11 protein-coding genes and 1 tRNA gene are annotated in these 15,665 nt (G+C 60.2%); 7 read left to right on the forward strand and 5 right to left on the reverse strand.

The genetic code is table 11. The features are described 5' to 3' along the window. Nucleotide 1: 1 nt before the first annotated feature. The 3 genes from adeC to C8C89_RS11595 all read left to right on the forward strand — a co-directional run bounded on the left by adeC (nt 2) and on the right by C8C89_RS11595 (nt 2,306). A complete protein-coding gene (adeC, locus tag C8C89_RS11585) occupies nt 2–1,450 on the forward strand; it encodes an AdeC/AdeK/OprM family multidrug efflux complex outer membrane factor (RefSeq protein WP_101482221.1) in 1,449 nt (482 codons plus the stop codon). 62 nt (nt 1,451–1,512) lie between these two features. Further along, nucleotides 1,513–2,127: a TetR/AcrR family transcriptional regulator gene (locus tag C8C89_RS11590; RefSeq protein WP_101482220.1), complete on the forward strand. Its 615-nt coding sequence runs from the start codon at nt 1,513–1,515 to the stop codon at nt 2,125–2,127. Between the two features lie 102 nt (nt 2,128–2,229). After that, nucleotides 2,230–2,306: transfer RNA gene (locus C8C89_RS11595), tRNA-Pro, on the forward strand. A 356-nt stretch (nt 2,307–2,662) separates the two neighbouring features. On the opposite strand, the gene C8C89_RS11600 is transcribed toward C8C89_RS11595, so the two are convergent. After that, nucleotides 2,663–3,250: a phospholipase D family protein gene (locus C8C89_RS11600; RefSeq protein ID WP_101482219.1), complete on the reverse strand. Its 588-nt coding sequence runs from the start codon at nt 3,248–3,250 to the stop codon at nt 2,663–2,665. Nucleotides 3,251–3,564: 314 nt separating this feature from the next. Next, nucleotides 3,565–4,506 (reverse strand): LysR family transcriptional regulator, encoded by a 942-nt coding sequence (locus C8C89_RS11605; protein WP_099419983.1) that lies wholly within the window; start codon nt 4,504–4,506, stop codon nt 3,565–3,567. Between the two features lie 137 nt (nt 4,507–4,643). Here C8C89_RS11605 and C8C89_RS11610 point away from each other — a divergent pair, with 137 nt between their 5' ends. The 3 genes from C8C89_RS11610 to C8C89_RS11620 all read left to right on the forward strand — a co-directional run bounded on the left by C8C89_RS11610 (nt 4,644) and on the right by C8C89_RS11620 (nt 7,463). Further along, nucleotides 4,644–5,870, forward strand: a complete 1,227-nt coding sequence (locus C8C89_RS11610; protein ID WP_133989997.1) for an FAD-dependent monooxygenase — start codon at nt 4,644–4,646, stop codon at nt 5,868–5,870. 393 nt (nt 5,871–6,263) lie between these two features. After that, nucleotides 6,264–6,989 carry a prolyl oligopeptidase family serine peptidase gene (locus tag C8C89_RS11615; protein ID WP_243857978.1) on the forward strand — a complete coding sequence of 242 codons (726 nt, stop codon included), beginning with the start codon at nt 6,264–6,266 and terminating at the stop codon, nt 6,987–6,989. Nucleotides 6,990–7,169: 180 nt separating this feature from the next. Then, nucleotides 7,170–7,463 (forward strand): hypothetical protein, encoded by a 294-nt coding sequence (locus C8C89_RS11620; protein WP_243857979.1) that lies wholly within the window; start codon nt 7,170–7,172, stop codon nt 7,461–7,463. Between the two features lie 57 nt (nt 7,464–7,520). Here C8C89_RS11620 and C8C89_RS11625 read toward each other — a convergent pair whose 3' ends face one another. The 3 genes from C8C89_RS11625 to C8C89_RS11635 all read right to left on the reverse strand — a co-directional run bounded on the left by C8C89_RS11625 (nt 7,521) and on the right by C8C89_RS11635 (nt 9,217). Next, entirely contained in the window at nt 7,521–8,054 is a 534-nt protein-coding gene (locus tag C8C89_RS11625) for a tail fiber protein (protein ID WP_133989999.1), read from the reverse strand. Between the two features lie 69 nt (nt 8,055–8,123). After that, nucleotides 8,124–8,657, reverse strand: coding sequence for a tail fiber protein (locus tag C8C89_RS11630; protein WP_133990001.1), 534 nt, complete (start codon nt 8,655–8,657; stop codon nt 8,124–8,126). 26 nt (nt 8,658–8,683) lie between these two features. Continuing rightward, nucleotides 8,684–9,217 (reverse strand): tail fiber protein, encoded by a 534-nt coding sequence (locus tag C8C89_RS11635; protein WP_133990004.1) that lies wholly within the window; start codon nt 9,215–9,217, stop codon nt 8,684–8,686. A gap of 549 nt (nt 9,218–9,766) precedes the next feature. On the opposite strand from C8C89_RS11635, the gene C8C89_RS27310 reads away from it, so the two are divergent. After that, nucleotides 9,767–15,661 carry an IPT/TIG domain-containing protein gene (locus C8C89_RS27310; RefSeq protein WP_279587411.1) on the forward strand — a complete coding sequence of 1,965 codons (5,895 nt, stop codon included), beginning with the start codon at nt 9,767–9,769 and terminating at the stop codon, nt 15,659–15,661. Nucleotides 15,662–15,665: the final 4 nt, after the last annotated feature.

Raw genomic sequence — 15,665 nt, forward strand, 5'->3', positions numbered from 1 at the left:
TATGAAAAAAACGCTACTCTCCATGGCGGCACTGGCCTTGCTGGCCGGTTGCAGCCTGGCTCCCACGTATGAGCGTCCGGCAGCGCCGGCGCCCACGGCGTGGCCGACGGGCCCTTCTTACAAGGCCGACACGGCCGCCGCCGACGCCAAGCCGGTGGCGGACGTCGCCTGGCGCGAGTTCTTTGCCGATGCGCGCCTGCGCCAGGTACTGGAACTGGCGCTGGCCAACAACCGCGACCTGCGCGTCTCGATCCTGAACATCGAGAAGGCGCGTGCCACCTACGGCATCGAACGCGCCGCCCTGATCCCGACCCTGTCGGCTTCCGGCGGCCAGTCGGCCACACGCGTGCCAAAGAACGCCAGTGCCAACGGCGAAGCGTCCATCAATCGCCAATACACGGCGAACCTGGGCGTATCGGCGTACGAGCTGGACTTCTTTGGCCGCGTGCGCAGCCTGTCCGACAGCGCGCTGGAGCAATACCTGGGCACGGAAGAAGCACGCCGTGCGCAGCAGATCAGCCTGGTGGCCGAAGTGGCCAGCACCTATCTGAACCTGGTGGCCGACCAGCAGCGCCTGCGCGTGGCGCAGGACACGTTGACAAGCCAGCAGTCGTCGTATGACCTGGCCGTGCGCCGCTTCAGTGCCGGCGCCACCTCGGGCCTGGACAAGTACGATGCCCAGACCAGTGTCGAGTCGGCCCGTTCCGACGTGGCTGTGTTCACGAGCCAGGTGGCGCTGGATCAGAACGCGCTGGTCTTGCTGGTGGGCGGCCCCGTGCCGGCCGACCTGCTGCCGCAAGGCGAGTTCGGCGACGTGACGGCGCTGGCGGACATTCCGTCCGGCTTGCCGTCGGACGTGCTGCAACGCCGCCCCGACGTGCTGGCGGCCGAGCGCACCTTGCGCGCTGCCAACGCCAACATCGGCGCGGCGCGCGCGGCCTTCTTCCCGCGCATTTCGCTGACGGCCACGGCCGGTTCGCTGAGCGACAACCTGTCGGGCCTGTTCAAGGCGGGCAGCGGCACGTGGAGTTTCATTCCGCAGATCAGCTTGCCGATCTTCGATGGCGGCGTGAACCGCGCCAACCTCGATATCGCCAAGGTGCAGCGTGAAATTTCTGTGGCGCAATACGAAAAGGCGATCCAGGTCGCCTTCCGTGAAGTGTCCGATGCGCTGGCCCAGCGCGGCACCATCGACGAGCGCCTGCAGTCGCAGGTCTCGCTGGTCGAGGCGTCGACGAAGAGCTACACTATCCATGACGCGCGCTACAAGCAGGGCGCCGAGTCCTACCTGAGCGCCCTGGTGGCGCAGCGCGCGCTGTACACGGCGCAGCAAAGCCTGATCACGGCGCGCCTGGCCAAATCGACCAACCTGGTGACCTTGTACAAGGTACTGGGCGGCGGTTGGCAGCCTGAGCAGACAGCCGTTGCGGCGGCTGGCAGCGTCCAATAATCGCGGGGACGCCGACGCCGGCCTTGCCCGCAAGGGCAGGGCCGGCGCGCTACTGGAAAATCATGAATCAAGTTGAAAAGAAGCATCCAGACCCCGAGCGCGCCAACACGCGGCGCAAGCAGGTGCTCGATGCGGCCGAAAGCTGTTTCAGCCGCCGCGGCTTCCACGGTGCCAGCATGGCCGAGATATCCAAGGCGGCCGGCATGAGCGCGGGCCACATCTATAATTATTTTGACAGCAAGGATGCGATCATCGCCGCCTTCGTCATGAAGAACATGGAGCGGGTCACCAACCTGATGCAGGACCTGGCGCAGCGCGAGGACCCGCTGCAGGCCGTGGTCGACAATGCTGGCGAGCATGTGCTGGAAAGTCTGGACCCGAAAACCTGGGTGATGCCGCTGGAAATTTTTGCAGAGGCTTCGCGCAATCCCGCCATCGCGGAAATGTTGCACTGTGCGGATATCCGTTCGCGCAAGCTGTTTCTTTCGATCATCCGCGATGCGCGCATCAAGCGCAGCCTGCCGGCCGACGAAGAGATGCTGGAAGGGCGCCTGAATGCCATGATCGCCATGTACCAGGGCTTGCCCGTGCGGGCGGTGCACAATCCGGATATGAAGGTCGAACCCTTGATCGCCGGTTTTCGCATCGTCCTGACGGCATTGCTGCTGGGCGAGTAGAACGCTTTGCCGCCAGGCTGAAAAAACTTTGCGCAGTTCGATATGAATCATGCGCAAAGCATGGCAAAAACCTAAAAGCCTCTGCTATAATTCCCACCTCGTCGGGGCGTAGCGCAGCCTGGTAGCGTACATGCATGGGGTGCATGGGGTCGGAAGTTCGAATCTTCTCGCCCCGACCATTAGATTCAAGGAGATACAGCGCAAGCTGTATAGAAACCCAGTACCGTATATTATACGTTTGTATAATATCGGTGCTGGGTTTTTCCGTTTACATGACGTATGATTTTCGTTACAGCATGCCGATGTCCGCTATCGGCCAAAAAGCAGCCGCTGAGCGGGAGGTAGATGGCTCACGTCCACGCCACTTCTGCGCTGGCTTTGCCGTTTTAACATATATCGGGTGAGTTCATTAGGTGGGTGTGTCCGCTCAAACATTTCGTCCAGCGGCCAGGAGCGGTCGTTGATGAGCCATTGGAGTGGATTAACTGCAATGAGCTGTAAGAGATTCAGCTGAGTCCAGTGTAGTTGTGGCTATTTATTCTTGTGAATATCGGTAGTCGACACCCTTAGACCATCGGTTTTGCCAGTGGAGCATGAACGATTTCGCTAATTCTGGACTGTTCCATACTACAACCACATTTTCACTATTTGATGTGGCGGCATCTTTACTGTAGTTGAAGCTTCCATTCTGCACAGTTAAATCATCAGCAACTATGTATTTGTCATGATGCATAGCATAAACTGAAATAGTCTTGGTTTGGATACCATCGTTAACTAACAGATTGAGTGCCTTAATGCTGTTCTTTCGTTGGTTTCGTCGGTCATCAACTATGACTTTAACATCGACACCTCGTTTCTTCGCGTTAAGCAAAGCTTCTACTATCTTCAGTGAATTGAAGGAGTACGCTGCAAGCCTGATTGTCGAAACGGATGTATTGATGACCTTAAGAACTAAAGCCTCAGCCCCATCATCTGGGGAAAAAGCATTCTCAAATGTTACAGTGGTCGCTCTGGTTTGACCCGACGGCGACCCAACCACCACTCCGTCGATGGTGAGAGAGGAGCCTTCAGCGATGGGGGCTAACATAGTGGCAATAATTGCCATAATCGCGATTTTCTTCATTAGTTGCAATCAATGTTAAATAACCAGGTGGAAAAACGGGTTGCTTCCGAGCATTAATGATACCTCTAATGACTTCGGATCGCGGCTATCACCCTTCTCAGTATGATCCTGAAGTAAGCATTATCTGCTGGTTACGACCGGCCGTTTTGGGGCGAATCCAGCCTGACGATGCAGCCGCTAGATTTTCACCCTGACAACCTGCTATGCTGCCCGAACGGCCGGGTTCGGCCAGAAGCTGACATTGAGAAAGTCATACCGAGCGACTGCTTCTGCTCCGAAGAACTCCACTTTGAGTCCAGTGCACTACTTAGATCCTAGACCGTTCCACAAGTTATGGGGTCCACGGGAGGGTTAACCGACCCAGCCAACCGCACTTGTATCAAATCCAGCAGCGCCCGCACACGCGCGGTCACGGAATGGCGATGGCTGTATGCCCCCAGTAATTTCAGGGGCGCGGGACACAGGTCCAGTGGTACCTCCTGCAATCGGCCCGTAGCAAGATCTTCCTGGCAGGGATAGGCCGCCACAATCGCGAAGCCGATGCCTTGCCGTGCGCCTGCCACTGCCAGTTCTCCGCTGTTGACGCGGTAACGGCTGCGGACCGGCACCTTGACGATTTCTCCCGCAGCGTTCTGAAACTGCCAGGGCTGACCTTTCAGCGCACTGAGGGTGGTGATGCACGGTAGAGACTTCAGTTCGCGCACATAGTGTGGCATGCCGGTCTTGGCTAGCAAGGTGGGGGCGGCAACCACGATGCTGGGCAGGGTGGCGAGTTCGCGGGTGATGAAAGTACTGTCCTCCTGATGGCCACGGTGGAAGACGATTGAAAGATCGACGTCCTCACGAAGTACCTCAAGTCCGGTCATCCGGGTATCGCATTCAAGCTCGATGCCTGGATGGAGGCTACAGAATTCGGCCAGGATAGGAGCTAGCAGCCTTGGCGCTTCGCCTGGCATGCACATCCTTAGGGGGCCACGCAGCTCACGCTGTACTGCGCCAAGCTCTTCCTCGGTGGAGAGCAAGGCGTCGAGCAAGGGTTTTGCGCGTTCGTAGAGTAGCCTGCCAGCTTCCGTCATGCGCAGGTGGCGGGTGCTGCGTTCCAGCAGGCGGACGCCCAGCATGCGTTCCAGCGAGGCGACGTGGCGGCTAACGTTAGAAGATGGCAGGGTCAGCAGGCGTGCTGCGCCGGCAAAGCTTTGTTCATCGACGACCGCCACGTAGACACGGACTGTATTCAGGTCGAGGGCATTGCGCATTATTATCCCGATTAAGGTATGAAAGCTATCCATTTTCACATACTAGTACTCCACAGTGGCGGAATTTAATATGCCATCTCGTCCGATGAATCGCCGTCGGCGGCACGTCGGGACGGATTGAATAGGAGAGCTTTAGCATGGAAATCGGAATACTTGGCGGCGGCATTGCAGGGTTGAGCGTGGCGCTTGCCTTGAGCAAGCGGGGGTACAGTCCCCGCGTATATGAGCGCCGGGCGGGGCCGGCAACCATGGGGGCTGGCGTGACGCTCTGGCCCAATGCCAGCTTTGTGCTGGAAGAACTGGGACTGCTGCAAGACATTGAGGCCATTGGCGGTAGACCGCTGACAATGCGTCGCCAGGATGCTGCGGGAAATGCACTGGGGGGCCTCGATATTGGTTTGCTGGACCGGACGATGGGATACCCGACCTACACGGTGCTGCGCAGGCACCTGCAGGAGGTGTTGCTGGATCATGCGGCACGGGCAGGGATTCCGGTGGAGTTCGGGCACCGGGCGGTGGCTATTGAGCTTGATACTCATAGCAGAGCCGTGGCCCATTTCGAAAATGGCGCGAGCGTCCGCCCGGATCTGCTCATTGGGGCCGACGGCCGCATGGAATCAGTGGCGCGCAGGTTTGTCGCGGGTGACAACACACCAATCTATCAAGGCTTTGTGAACTGGATTGGCGTAGCGCAGGGGCCGCATGCGCTGGTGAACGATGTTTCGATTCAAGACTTCTGGGGGGTGGGCAAGCGCTTCGGTTGCGTGCCGGTCCGGCCGGATCTGGTCTACTGGGCGGCGGCGCAGGCACGGCCATTGCCGATGGCGGCGCCTGCAGCGGATATGCGTAAGGAAATTGAGGACCTGTTCGCGGAATGGCCTGAGCCTGTCACACGTCTCATCCAGGCGACACCGGCGGATGCCATCCGACTGATTGCCGTGCACGACTTGGAGCCGCTGCACACGTGGAGCCGGGCAAATGTGCTGCTCGTGGGAGATGCGGCGCACGCGCCGTTGCCGACGTCGGGGCAAGGAGCCTGCCAGGCGCTTGAGGATGCGTGGCATTTGGCCCGGTGTTTGGATGGTGCAAGTGGAGGCTTGGAAGACATCTTCCAGGCGTTTGCGAGAATTCGCGCTCCCAAAACCGCAAGGCTGGCGGAACAGGGCCGGGTCTTCGCACGTGGGTTGTTCGCCACAGATACCGAAACCTGTCGCATCCGCAACGAGAGGGCCAAGGCGTCCGATCCTGTGCGTGACGTGCAGGTCTTGGCAGCCGGATGGAGCCAGGGTCTACCGCTGCTTGGTGGCGCAGACAGCACGTCAGTGGAGGTAGGCGGCTTTGACAGCCTGTACCGCATTGAATGATGTGTACGGGATTCCACGCGGATAGAAAGTCATGTCCCCAGTGACGAAAGCCGAGCGGCCGGCTGAGCTTGACAGGAGCTGGATGCGATTTTTCAGGTTTTATGCAAGCGCCTCTTCCCACGCATCCGGTCAGCTTGCATGTGGGCATCAGCCGGTAAGCGTTACATAGCAGACCGTGGCCATCGAAACTCGAACGGCGGCTATGGGGCGAAAGCAGCCATTCAGCGCTGACAGAGGATGGCGGCTATTTGCAAAAGTCGGGCTTTATTCAAACCAGGGTAACGCCATCGGAATCTCGGAAACATCCGCAATCACTTGCGTGTCCTTGCCGTAGTTACTCAGCTTATTTTCTTTGAACTCCACGCAGGCATGTGGCATCGAGCCTTTTAAAAGTTGCGAACTGCCCAGCAGCGCGGCTACGCTGTGCTGCCGGTGAATTACCGGGGGGCGACGGGCTTCGGCACGCAATTCATCTCGGCCGGCGACCTGCAGAGGGGCCGCACGATGCATGACGACCTGCTTGACGCGGTGCAATGGACCGCGACGAGCGGCGTGACCTCGGCCGACAAGGCTGCCATCATGGGTGGCTCGCATGGCGGCTACGCCACCCTGGCCGGCATGGCATTCACGCCGACGACCTATGCCTGCGGCGTCGACATCGTCGGCCCGTCGAACCTGTTTACCCTGCTGCAAACCATCCCGCCTTACTGGGAAGCGGGCAAGCAGCAGTTTTACAAGCACATAGGCCACCCGACCACGGAAGAAGGCAAGGCGCTGCTGAAGGAGCGCTCGCCGTTGAACTTTGCGCAGAATATCCAGCGGCCGCTGCTGATCGGCCTGGGGGCGAACGACCCTCGCGTCAACGTGGCCGAATCGGAGCAGATCGTGGCAGCCATGGCGGCGAAGAATATCCCCGTCGCGTATGTGCTGTTCCCCTATGAAGGCCACGGCTTTGCCCGGCCCGTGAACAACATCGCTTTCAATGCGGTGACGGAAAACTTCCTGGGCCTATGCCTGGCTGGCCGCGCGGAACCGATCGGCGCCACCGTGAAGGCATCCACCGCGCAGGTCAGGCACGGCGCCAAATTTGCGCCGGGTTTGCTGGAAGCGATGCGCTAGGTGGCCTAAGCTGCATGGTAGTTGCGGTGCCGGCGGCCGGGCTTGATGGCCCGGGCGGCCGCATTGCTGCCGAGCGCAGATGGGGATAATTGCATGTTAAAAGTTGTGCCAAAGCGGCAATGCTTCCAGTAGAATAAATCGTTGCTTCAATCACAGCGTTCATGGAATGGAATACATGCAATGATGAATGTATTGACTCTGGAACACTTCGCCACGCGCGTCAACGATACCTTTATCTCTGCCAACGACGGGAATGCCGCTTTCATCTTGAAGGAGGTGTGTCCCTTGCAGTCCGCCACGATCGAGGGCATGCTGCGCGCGCCGTTCAGCTTGTTGTTCCATCATAGTTCCCCCATCCTCTTCAACCAAAAGATCTTTATGCTGCAGCATGATGCGTTGGGCGAGGTTGGCATCTTCCTGGTGCCGGTGGCGCGTGATGGTCAAGGTTTCCTGTATCAGGCGGTGTTCAACTAAAGAAGGGGCAGGCCAGGCATTGCCGCGATGGCATTGCCTGTCCCTGTATAGATGTAATTAGCCAAATGCAGGAAATTCACCTTGCAAGGAGATACAGAAGTTCAATGCCAGCAGCGGCTGACGATTTTCGTGTGCCTGGTTGCCTCCCGCGGGAGAGATCGCCTCGGCAGCAAACGTGGTGGAAGGGGCTGCCGCCGGCAAGAAAGTATTCACGCTACCGATGGTAATCAAACCGTCATTAGTCAATGGAACATTGTGTTGCAAGCTCGTATTCGGTTGACGCGCAACAGTGAGCTGATGGGTGTGGCCGGGAATTTGCGTCACATCGAGTTGCACGCTTTCGCTGCCGAATGTGTCGCCTATGGTGCGTGCTGTCAGGGCTGGCCCCTGACCCTGGCCGCAGGGCGCGCGTCCCGTGAAGTTGGGCAATTGGAAGGTTGTTACTCCATCTCCACCATATTGCGTGCCGATCAATGAGAACAGGGCGGTGTATTGACGTATCTGCAGGGTGGCGCCATTACAGCTGGCCCAGCCAGCCGGGGCATAATTGAAGCCAAAGACTTGTATCTCGCCGAGGAATGGTGATGTCACGATAGGTTCTCCTGGTCAGTTTGGTTGGCAATGCGCACCTGTGGTGGTGCCTTGTCTGCACGGAAGCTGTTACTGCTGGGATGGATAAATGCCGAACGCAGCGATACAAAATGATGCGGTCAGGGTTGGCATCGTATTGTCGTGCGGCTGATTGCCGCCCGTATAAGTGATTGCGGCCTGCGATAGTGGATACGAGGTGAGGCCAGCCAGGCTGCTGGTGTACATCTTGTCGTTATTGGCCGGAGCTGCCAGCAGCAGGCTACTTGCCGGTGTAGAGGCAGTGGCCAGTGCACTACTCACATTGAATTCATGCGTATGCTGCGGCAATTGGGTCGCCAGCAGAGTCACTTGCTCGGTACCGCCATTCTGGCCCAGTACCCGTGTCGTCAATTGTGGTCCCGTGCCCTGGTGCACAGGAACCTGGCCGCGCAGGTCAGGCACGCCGAAAGTGCTGACGCCATCGCCGCCAAAGGTGGTCCCCAGCAAGGTGAACAAGGTTTCATTGTCGGCAATCGATACCGAGCTGCCATCGCAGGCCAGCCAGCCATTGGGAATACGGGGAAAGGCAAACAGGCGGATCTCGCCTATATAAGGTGTGCTCATGGCTATCTCCGGGAATGGTGGCTGGATTAATTGCGGCTAGGGTAGATGCCGTTCAAGGCGATGGAGAAATTGATGACACGGAATGGCTGCATGTTCGGATGCGGCAGGTTGCCGCCCGTCGTGCCCAGAGTCTGGCTGGCCAGCGTCACCCTGGCGCCCGATGCACTGCCATAAATGGCTGCCGTGCCACTATCGCCAAATAGCGCGTTGCTGGGATTCTTCAAGGTCGCTGCCGTGCTCAAGGCAGTGGCGGTATGTAAATGCGCGGGAATCTGAGTCACTGTCAAGTTGACAGTTTCTACGCCGGCGCGAGTACCTAACGGATAGTTGCTGGGTTGCCATGTTGCATCGACCGATGGACCCGCATGGATGGGTACAGTTCCTTGCAAATTAGGCAATCCAAATGTCGTTGTGCCATTGCCGCCGTAGGTAGTCCCCAGCAGTGAAAACAGGGCTTGATTTTGCTGAATAGGCAGAATTTGCCCGTTACAGAGCGCAAAACCGCGCGGTGCAAATGCGAATCCGCTCATCATTATTTGTCCAACATAAACATCAGCCATTCTTGTTCTCCAGGTGTCAAGTGGGGGGTTCCGGTGTGATTGCTTATATTTCAAATTTGGCACTATTGTTGTTTTTTAGTTTGCTCCTTTTTCCAGTTGCTTTATTAGCTACGCAAGGTAGCATACGTTGACATAAGACAAGTGTAAATATTTGTTGTCCCGGTGGAATGTGTTTTTTAGCATCATTTGTGATTCAGATTCCTATCCAATTCTGGTTCAAAAAAATTCTGCGCGGGAGAAATAATGTTATTTCTTTGCAACGGCATATTTCATCGTTTGCTTCGCCTCTTTTCTCATTTTCTTCCCGCAGATCATCGACAGCAAATAATTGGCACTGGGGCAGGCGGCGCCAGCTTGATGTCCAGATTAGAGTCCAGTTCGATAAAACTGTTAGCCTGGCTATGCCTGCTGATGTTGGCCTTGAGCAACAGCCCAGCGCAGGCGGCAGGGCCCAGTATAGAGTGCCCTCCCAACCAAAGCTTCACGGTGGCTTCAGGCGCAGTCCACACGATAGACCTGTCAGGATGTACGCCGTTCGGCTTTACGGGTATGCCCGTGCCGCCTTCGCATGGCAGTATCCCTAACGTCGCGGGTAATGGCGACGGCATCGTGTATTACACCAATAATGGTGACGGAGCTACTTCCGATACCTTTACTCTGAGGGATGACATTGCTGGTGATATCATTTTTGTAGTGACTATTTTGCCACCATCTAGCCCCATCACGGTGACGCCTGCAAGCTTGGCCGCTCCTGTGATTAGTGTGAGCTATAACCAAAATATTAGTTCAACCGGTGGCATCGCTCCTTATTCCTACACTCTCTCTTCCGCCTTGCCGGCAGGGATGAGTTTGTCGTCCACCGGCATTATTTCCGGCACACCGAGGGAGAGCGGGGTGTTTGTATTTGGGGTGCAGATCGCGGATTCGACCATGCCTACAGCGCTCACTACCACCAAGAATTATTCATTTACGGTGGCCGCACCTGTGCTGGCGATTACGCCAGCAAGTCCGCCCGCAGGAGCCGTGTCACAGACTTATAGCCAGCAGTTCAGTACCAGCGGCGGTACCTCTGGTTACACTTATGTGGTGGAGTCCGGCGCCTTGCCGACAGGCTTGAGTTTGTCAGGCAGCGGCCTGTTGTCGGGGACGCCTACTGCCACAGGCACTTCTAATTTTGTCTTGAAATCCACGGACAGCACGGCTGGCGGTGGTCCTTATTCCAAGACAATCAGCATCAGCCTGACGATCAATGCCGCACCTATCCCTACGGTGGGCAGTATTTCGCCCTCCACTGGCTCCACTGCGGGTGGCACCAGCGTGGTCATCACCGGTACCAACCTGACGGGTGCAGGGGCTGTGAAGTTTGGCGCCAGCAATGCCAGCAGCTTTACAGTCAATAGCCCCACACAAATTACAGCCACTTCGCCTGCTGGCACTGGTACGGTGGATATCACCGTCACTACCGGCGGTGGCACCAGCGCTACCAGCGGTGCAGACCAGTTCACCTATGTGGCGGCACCGGGGGTCACCAGCATTTCACCCACATCCGGTCCGTCGACGGGCGGCACGACGGTCATCATCACTGGCTCGAATTTTGGCGGCGCGACGGCGGTGACGTTCGGCGCCACGGCGGCGACCGGTTTCACGGTCAACAGCGCCACGCAGATCACGGCGACGGCGCCCGCGGGCTCAGGCACGGTCGATGTACGCGTCACCACGCCAAACGGCACCAGCGCCACCAGCGGGGCCGATCAATTTACCTACTTGGCGGCACCGGTACTCACCAGCATTTCGCCCACCTCCGGTCCGTCGACGGGCGGCACCACGGTCATCGTCACCGGCTCGAATTTTGGCGGCGCGACGGCGGTGACGTTCGGCGCCACGGCGGCCACCGGTTTCACGGTCAACAGCGCCACGCAGATCACGGCGACGGCGCCAGCGGGTTCCGGCACGGTCGACGTACGCGTCACCACGGCGGGGGGCACCAGCGCTACCAGCGGGGCCGATCAATTTACCTATGTGGCGGCACCTGTGGTCACCAGCATTTCACCCACCTCCGGTCCGGCGACCGGCGGCACGACGGTCATCATCACCGGCACTAATTTTTCGGGCGCGGTAGCTGTCACCTTCGGCGCTACGGCGGCGACCGGTTTCACGGTTAATAGCGCCACGCAGATCACGGCGACGGCGCCAGCGGGCAGTGGCACGGTAGACGTGCGCATCACCACGCCAGGCGGCACCAGCGCCACCAGTGTTGCCGATCAATTTACCTATGTGGCACGGCCCGTGGTGAGTGGCATTTCGCCCACCTCCGGTCCGTCGACGGGCGGCACCACGGTCATCGTCACTGGCTCGAATTTTGGCGGTGCGACGGCGGTGACGTTCGGCGCCACGGCGGCCACCGGTTTCACGGTCAACAGCGCCACGCAGATCACGGCGACGGCGCCAGTGGGTTCCGGCACGGTCGACGTACGCGTCACCACGGCGGGGGGCACCAGCGCTACCAGCGGGGCCGATCAATTTACCTATGTGGCGGCACCGGTGGTCACCAGCATTTTGCCCACCTCCGGTCCGGCGACCGGGGGCACGACGGTCATCATCACCGGTACTAATTTTTCGGGCGCGGCAGCTGTGACCTTCGGCGCCACGGCGGCGACCGGTTTCACGGTCAACAGCGCCACGCAGATCACGGCGACGGCGCCGGCGGGTTCCGGCACGGTCGATGTGCGCATCACCACCACGGGCGGTACCAGTGCCGCGGTTGCAGCGGACCAATTCACGTATGTGGGCGCGCCAGTGGTGAGCGGCCTGTCGCCAGCGTCCGGTCCAACGACGGGCGGCACCAGCGTCACGATCAACGGCTCAGGCTTTTCCGGCGCCACGGCGGTGACGTTTGGTGCCACGGCGGCGAGCAGCTTCACGGTCAACAGTGCCTCGCAGATTACAGCGACGGCGCCGGCTGGCACCGGCACGATCGATGTGCGCATCACCACGACAGGCGGCACCAGCGCTACCAGCGCGTCAGATCAGTTCACCTATGTGGTGGTACCGGCTGTCACCGGCATTGCGCCCGCTTCCGGCGCCATCACCGGCGGCACCAGCGTCGTCGTCACCGGCACGGGCTTTGCCGGCGCCACGGCGGTGCGATTCGGCAGCGCCAATGCCACCAGCTTCACGGTCAACAGTGCTACGCAGATCACGGCCACCAGTCCATCGGGCAGCCTGGGCGTGGTGGACGTGAAGGTCACTACGGTTGGCGGCACCAGTGCCAGCAGCGTGGCGGATCAATTCACGTATATCCCGACCGGTGTCATCACGTTTGCGACACCGACTGCGGCTTCCGTTCCATTGGGGAATAGCTTTACCAATGCGGCTACTTCCAGCCTCGCGGGCGGCAGCTATGGCGCCATCAGCTATACCAGTTCGAATGCGGGCGTGGCGACCGTCAGCAGCTCCGGCGTCATCACGCCCGTTGCCGCTGGTACCAGCAGCATCACCGCGACGCAGGCCGCAGTGGCTGGCGTGAATGCCCAGGCAGCGCAAAGCTATGCCTTGACGGTGACATCCGCGATGGACATCACGCCAGCCAGCTTGCCGGCCGCCACAGTTGGTACCGCTTACAGCCAGCAATTGACGGCCACCGGCGGTATCGAATCATACGCTTTTACGGTTTCCGGTAGCGTGCCAGCCGGCCTGGCGCTGAGCGCAAGCGGTGTGCTGAGCGGTACGCCAACGGCAGCCGGTAGTTTTGCGCTGACCGTTCAAGTGACGGATGCACGTCAGTTCACGGCGACGAAAAACTATACCTTGACTGTAGCTTCGGCAACGCTCGCTCTGATGCCAGCCAGCCTGCCCAATCCGACGGCGGAAGCGGCCTACAGCACCACCTTGACGGGCACGGGCGGCACGGCGCCATATAGCTATGCCGTGGTTGGTAGCTTGCCTGTCGGCCTGAGCCTGAACGCAGCGACGGGCCTACTCTCCGGCACGACGAATGTGGCCGGCAGTTTCCCGTTCAGCATCAAAGTCACGGATAGCAGCACGGGTGTAGGGGCACCATTCAGCGTCAGCAAAAACTATACGCTGACGGTGGCCGCGCCAGCCTTGACGCTCACGCCCTCCAGCCTGGCTGGCATTCGCGCCGGCGACGCCTACAGCCAGCAGTTCACGGCCGCCGGCGGCATCGCGCCCTATGCATATTCCCTGAGCAGCGGGACCTTGCCAACCGGCCTGGTGCTTGATGCGGCGACCGGCATCGTCAGCGGCACGCCGACGGTGGCGGGCAGTTACAACTTCACCTTGCAGGCCAGGGATGCGCACCAGTTCACGGTGCAGCAAGCGTTGACCCTGCAGGTGAACCAGGCGCCGCCACCGATTGCCAATGAAACGGCGACGACCTCGGTCAACCAGGAGTTGAGCCTGACCATCGCTTCCACCGATGGCAGCCCGATCACCGACGTCACCATCGTCACGCCGCCGCGGCATGGGCGCGTCACGGTGGTGTCGACGGGGGCGCTGGCGCGCATGGCGCGCGCCGTGGGCGCGAGCTTCAAGTTGACGTACGTGCCGAATGCCGACTACTTTGGTCCTGACGCCTTCAGCTACACGGTCACGGGCCCTGGCGGCACGTCCGCGCCGGCCACGGTCAGCGTGACGGTGGCGCCGCAGCCGGTGCCGGTGCCGGTCGCCAAGACGGCGACGGTGCTGGCCGGCACGCCGGTGACCTTGAACGTGACGCAAGGCGCGACCGGTGGGCCGTTCACGGCAGTGGCCATCACCACGCAGCCCGCCAGCGGCACGGCGACGGTCAATGGCCTGGACATCGTCTACACGCCAGGCATCAATACCAGCGGCGACATCAGCATCGGCTACACAGTGTCGAACGTGTTCGGCACTTCGGCGCCGGTGAAATCGACGATCAGGGTCAATCCTATGCCGCAAGTGCTCAACCAGAGCGCCACGGTGGTGGCCGGCCTGACGGTGACCGTCGATCTCACTGCGGGCGCCACGGGCGGTCCGTTCACGGCGGCCAATGTGCTCAGCGTCACGCCGGCGGAGGCGGGCAAGGCGGAGGTGCGCGACGTGGGCACGGCCGGCAAGCCGTCGTACCAGCTGAGCTTTGCTGCGTCGGGCAAGTTTGCCGGCGCGGCTGTCGTCAGCTACACCCTGAGCAATGCCTTTGCCACCTCGAAACCGGGCGTGGTCAACGTGACCGTGACGGCGCGTCGCGATCCGTCGGTCGATCCGGAAGTGATCGGCTTGCAGGCGGCGCAAGCCGATGCGGCGCGGCGTTTCGCCAGCGCGCAGCTGTCGAACTTCACGCAGCGCCTGGAAAGCCTGCATGGTGACGGCTGGGGACGTTCCAACTTCGGCCTGAGCATGACGCCGCCGAACGACAGTGGCAACCCGACGGCGGCGCTGGCGCGCTGGCAGGAGCAGGAAGCAGACCGCGTGTTTGGTACGGCCGTGAAACCATATATGCGCAAGGCAGCCTTGCGCCAAACTGATACTGGTTTCAGTAGCGACAGACAGGCGGGCGGTGTGGATGTCGGCCAGGCTACAAATGGCTTGCCGGACATGCCGCAGAAGCCGGACAGGCAGAAGCAGGCCTTATCGCTGTGGCTTGGTGGCGCGGTCGATTTCGGCCAGCACTATGTGAATGGCCGCGAGACGGGCTTCCGTTTCCGCACCAATGGCGTCAGCGTGGGCGGCGATTACCGTCTCAGCGACCTGGCCACCCTGGGCGTGGGTGCCGGCTTCAGCCATGACCGCAGCGACGTGGGCCAGAACGGCAGCCGCAGCACGGCCGACAGCGCCGTGGCGGCCGTGTATGGCACCCTGCGCCCAAGCAAGGGCGTCTTCCTCGACGGTGTGCTCGGCTATGGCACCTTGCAATACGACGCCTCGCGCTACCTGAGCGATGGCAGCGGTTTCGCCACGGGTGAACGCGACGGCAAGCAAGTGTTCGGTGCAGTCGTCGGCGGTATCGAGATGCGCCATGAAACATGGATGTGGTCCCCATATGGCCGGGTGGAACTGATGTCGGCCAAGCTCGATCCGTACACGGAGAAGGCGACGGGCATCAATGCCTTGAGCTACTTCAAGCAAACCGTGCGTTCGCGCATCGGCGCGCTGGGTGTGCGGGCCGAGGGCTTGTACGTGGGAGGCCTGGGCACGTGGTTCCCGCGTGCGCGGCTCGAGTACCGCCACCAGTTCCAGGGCGCCGATGATGCGCGCCTGGCGTATGCCGACCTGGCGGCGGACGGTCCCGTGTATGTGATCCGCACCTTGCCGCAGCAGACGGGTAACTGGACGGCGGGGCTGGGCGTGAAGCTGCTGCTGTCGAACGGCATGACCCTCACGCTGGACTACAACAGCAATCTGAATATCGATAGTGGGCGTACCCAATCGGTGATGTTCGGTATCGCCATGCCGCTGAAGTAATCAA

Origin of the sequence: Janthinobacterium sp. 75 (genome assembly GCF_004365495.1) — a bacterium.
Lineage (GTDB): Bacteria > Pseudomonadota > Gammaproteobacteria > Burkholderiales > Burkholderiaceae_D > Janthinobacterium.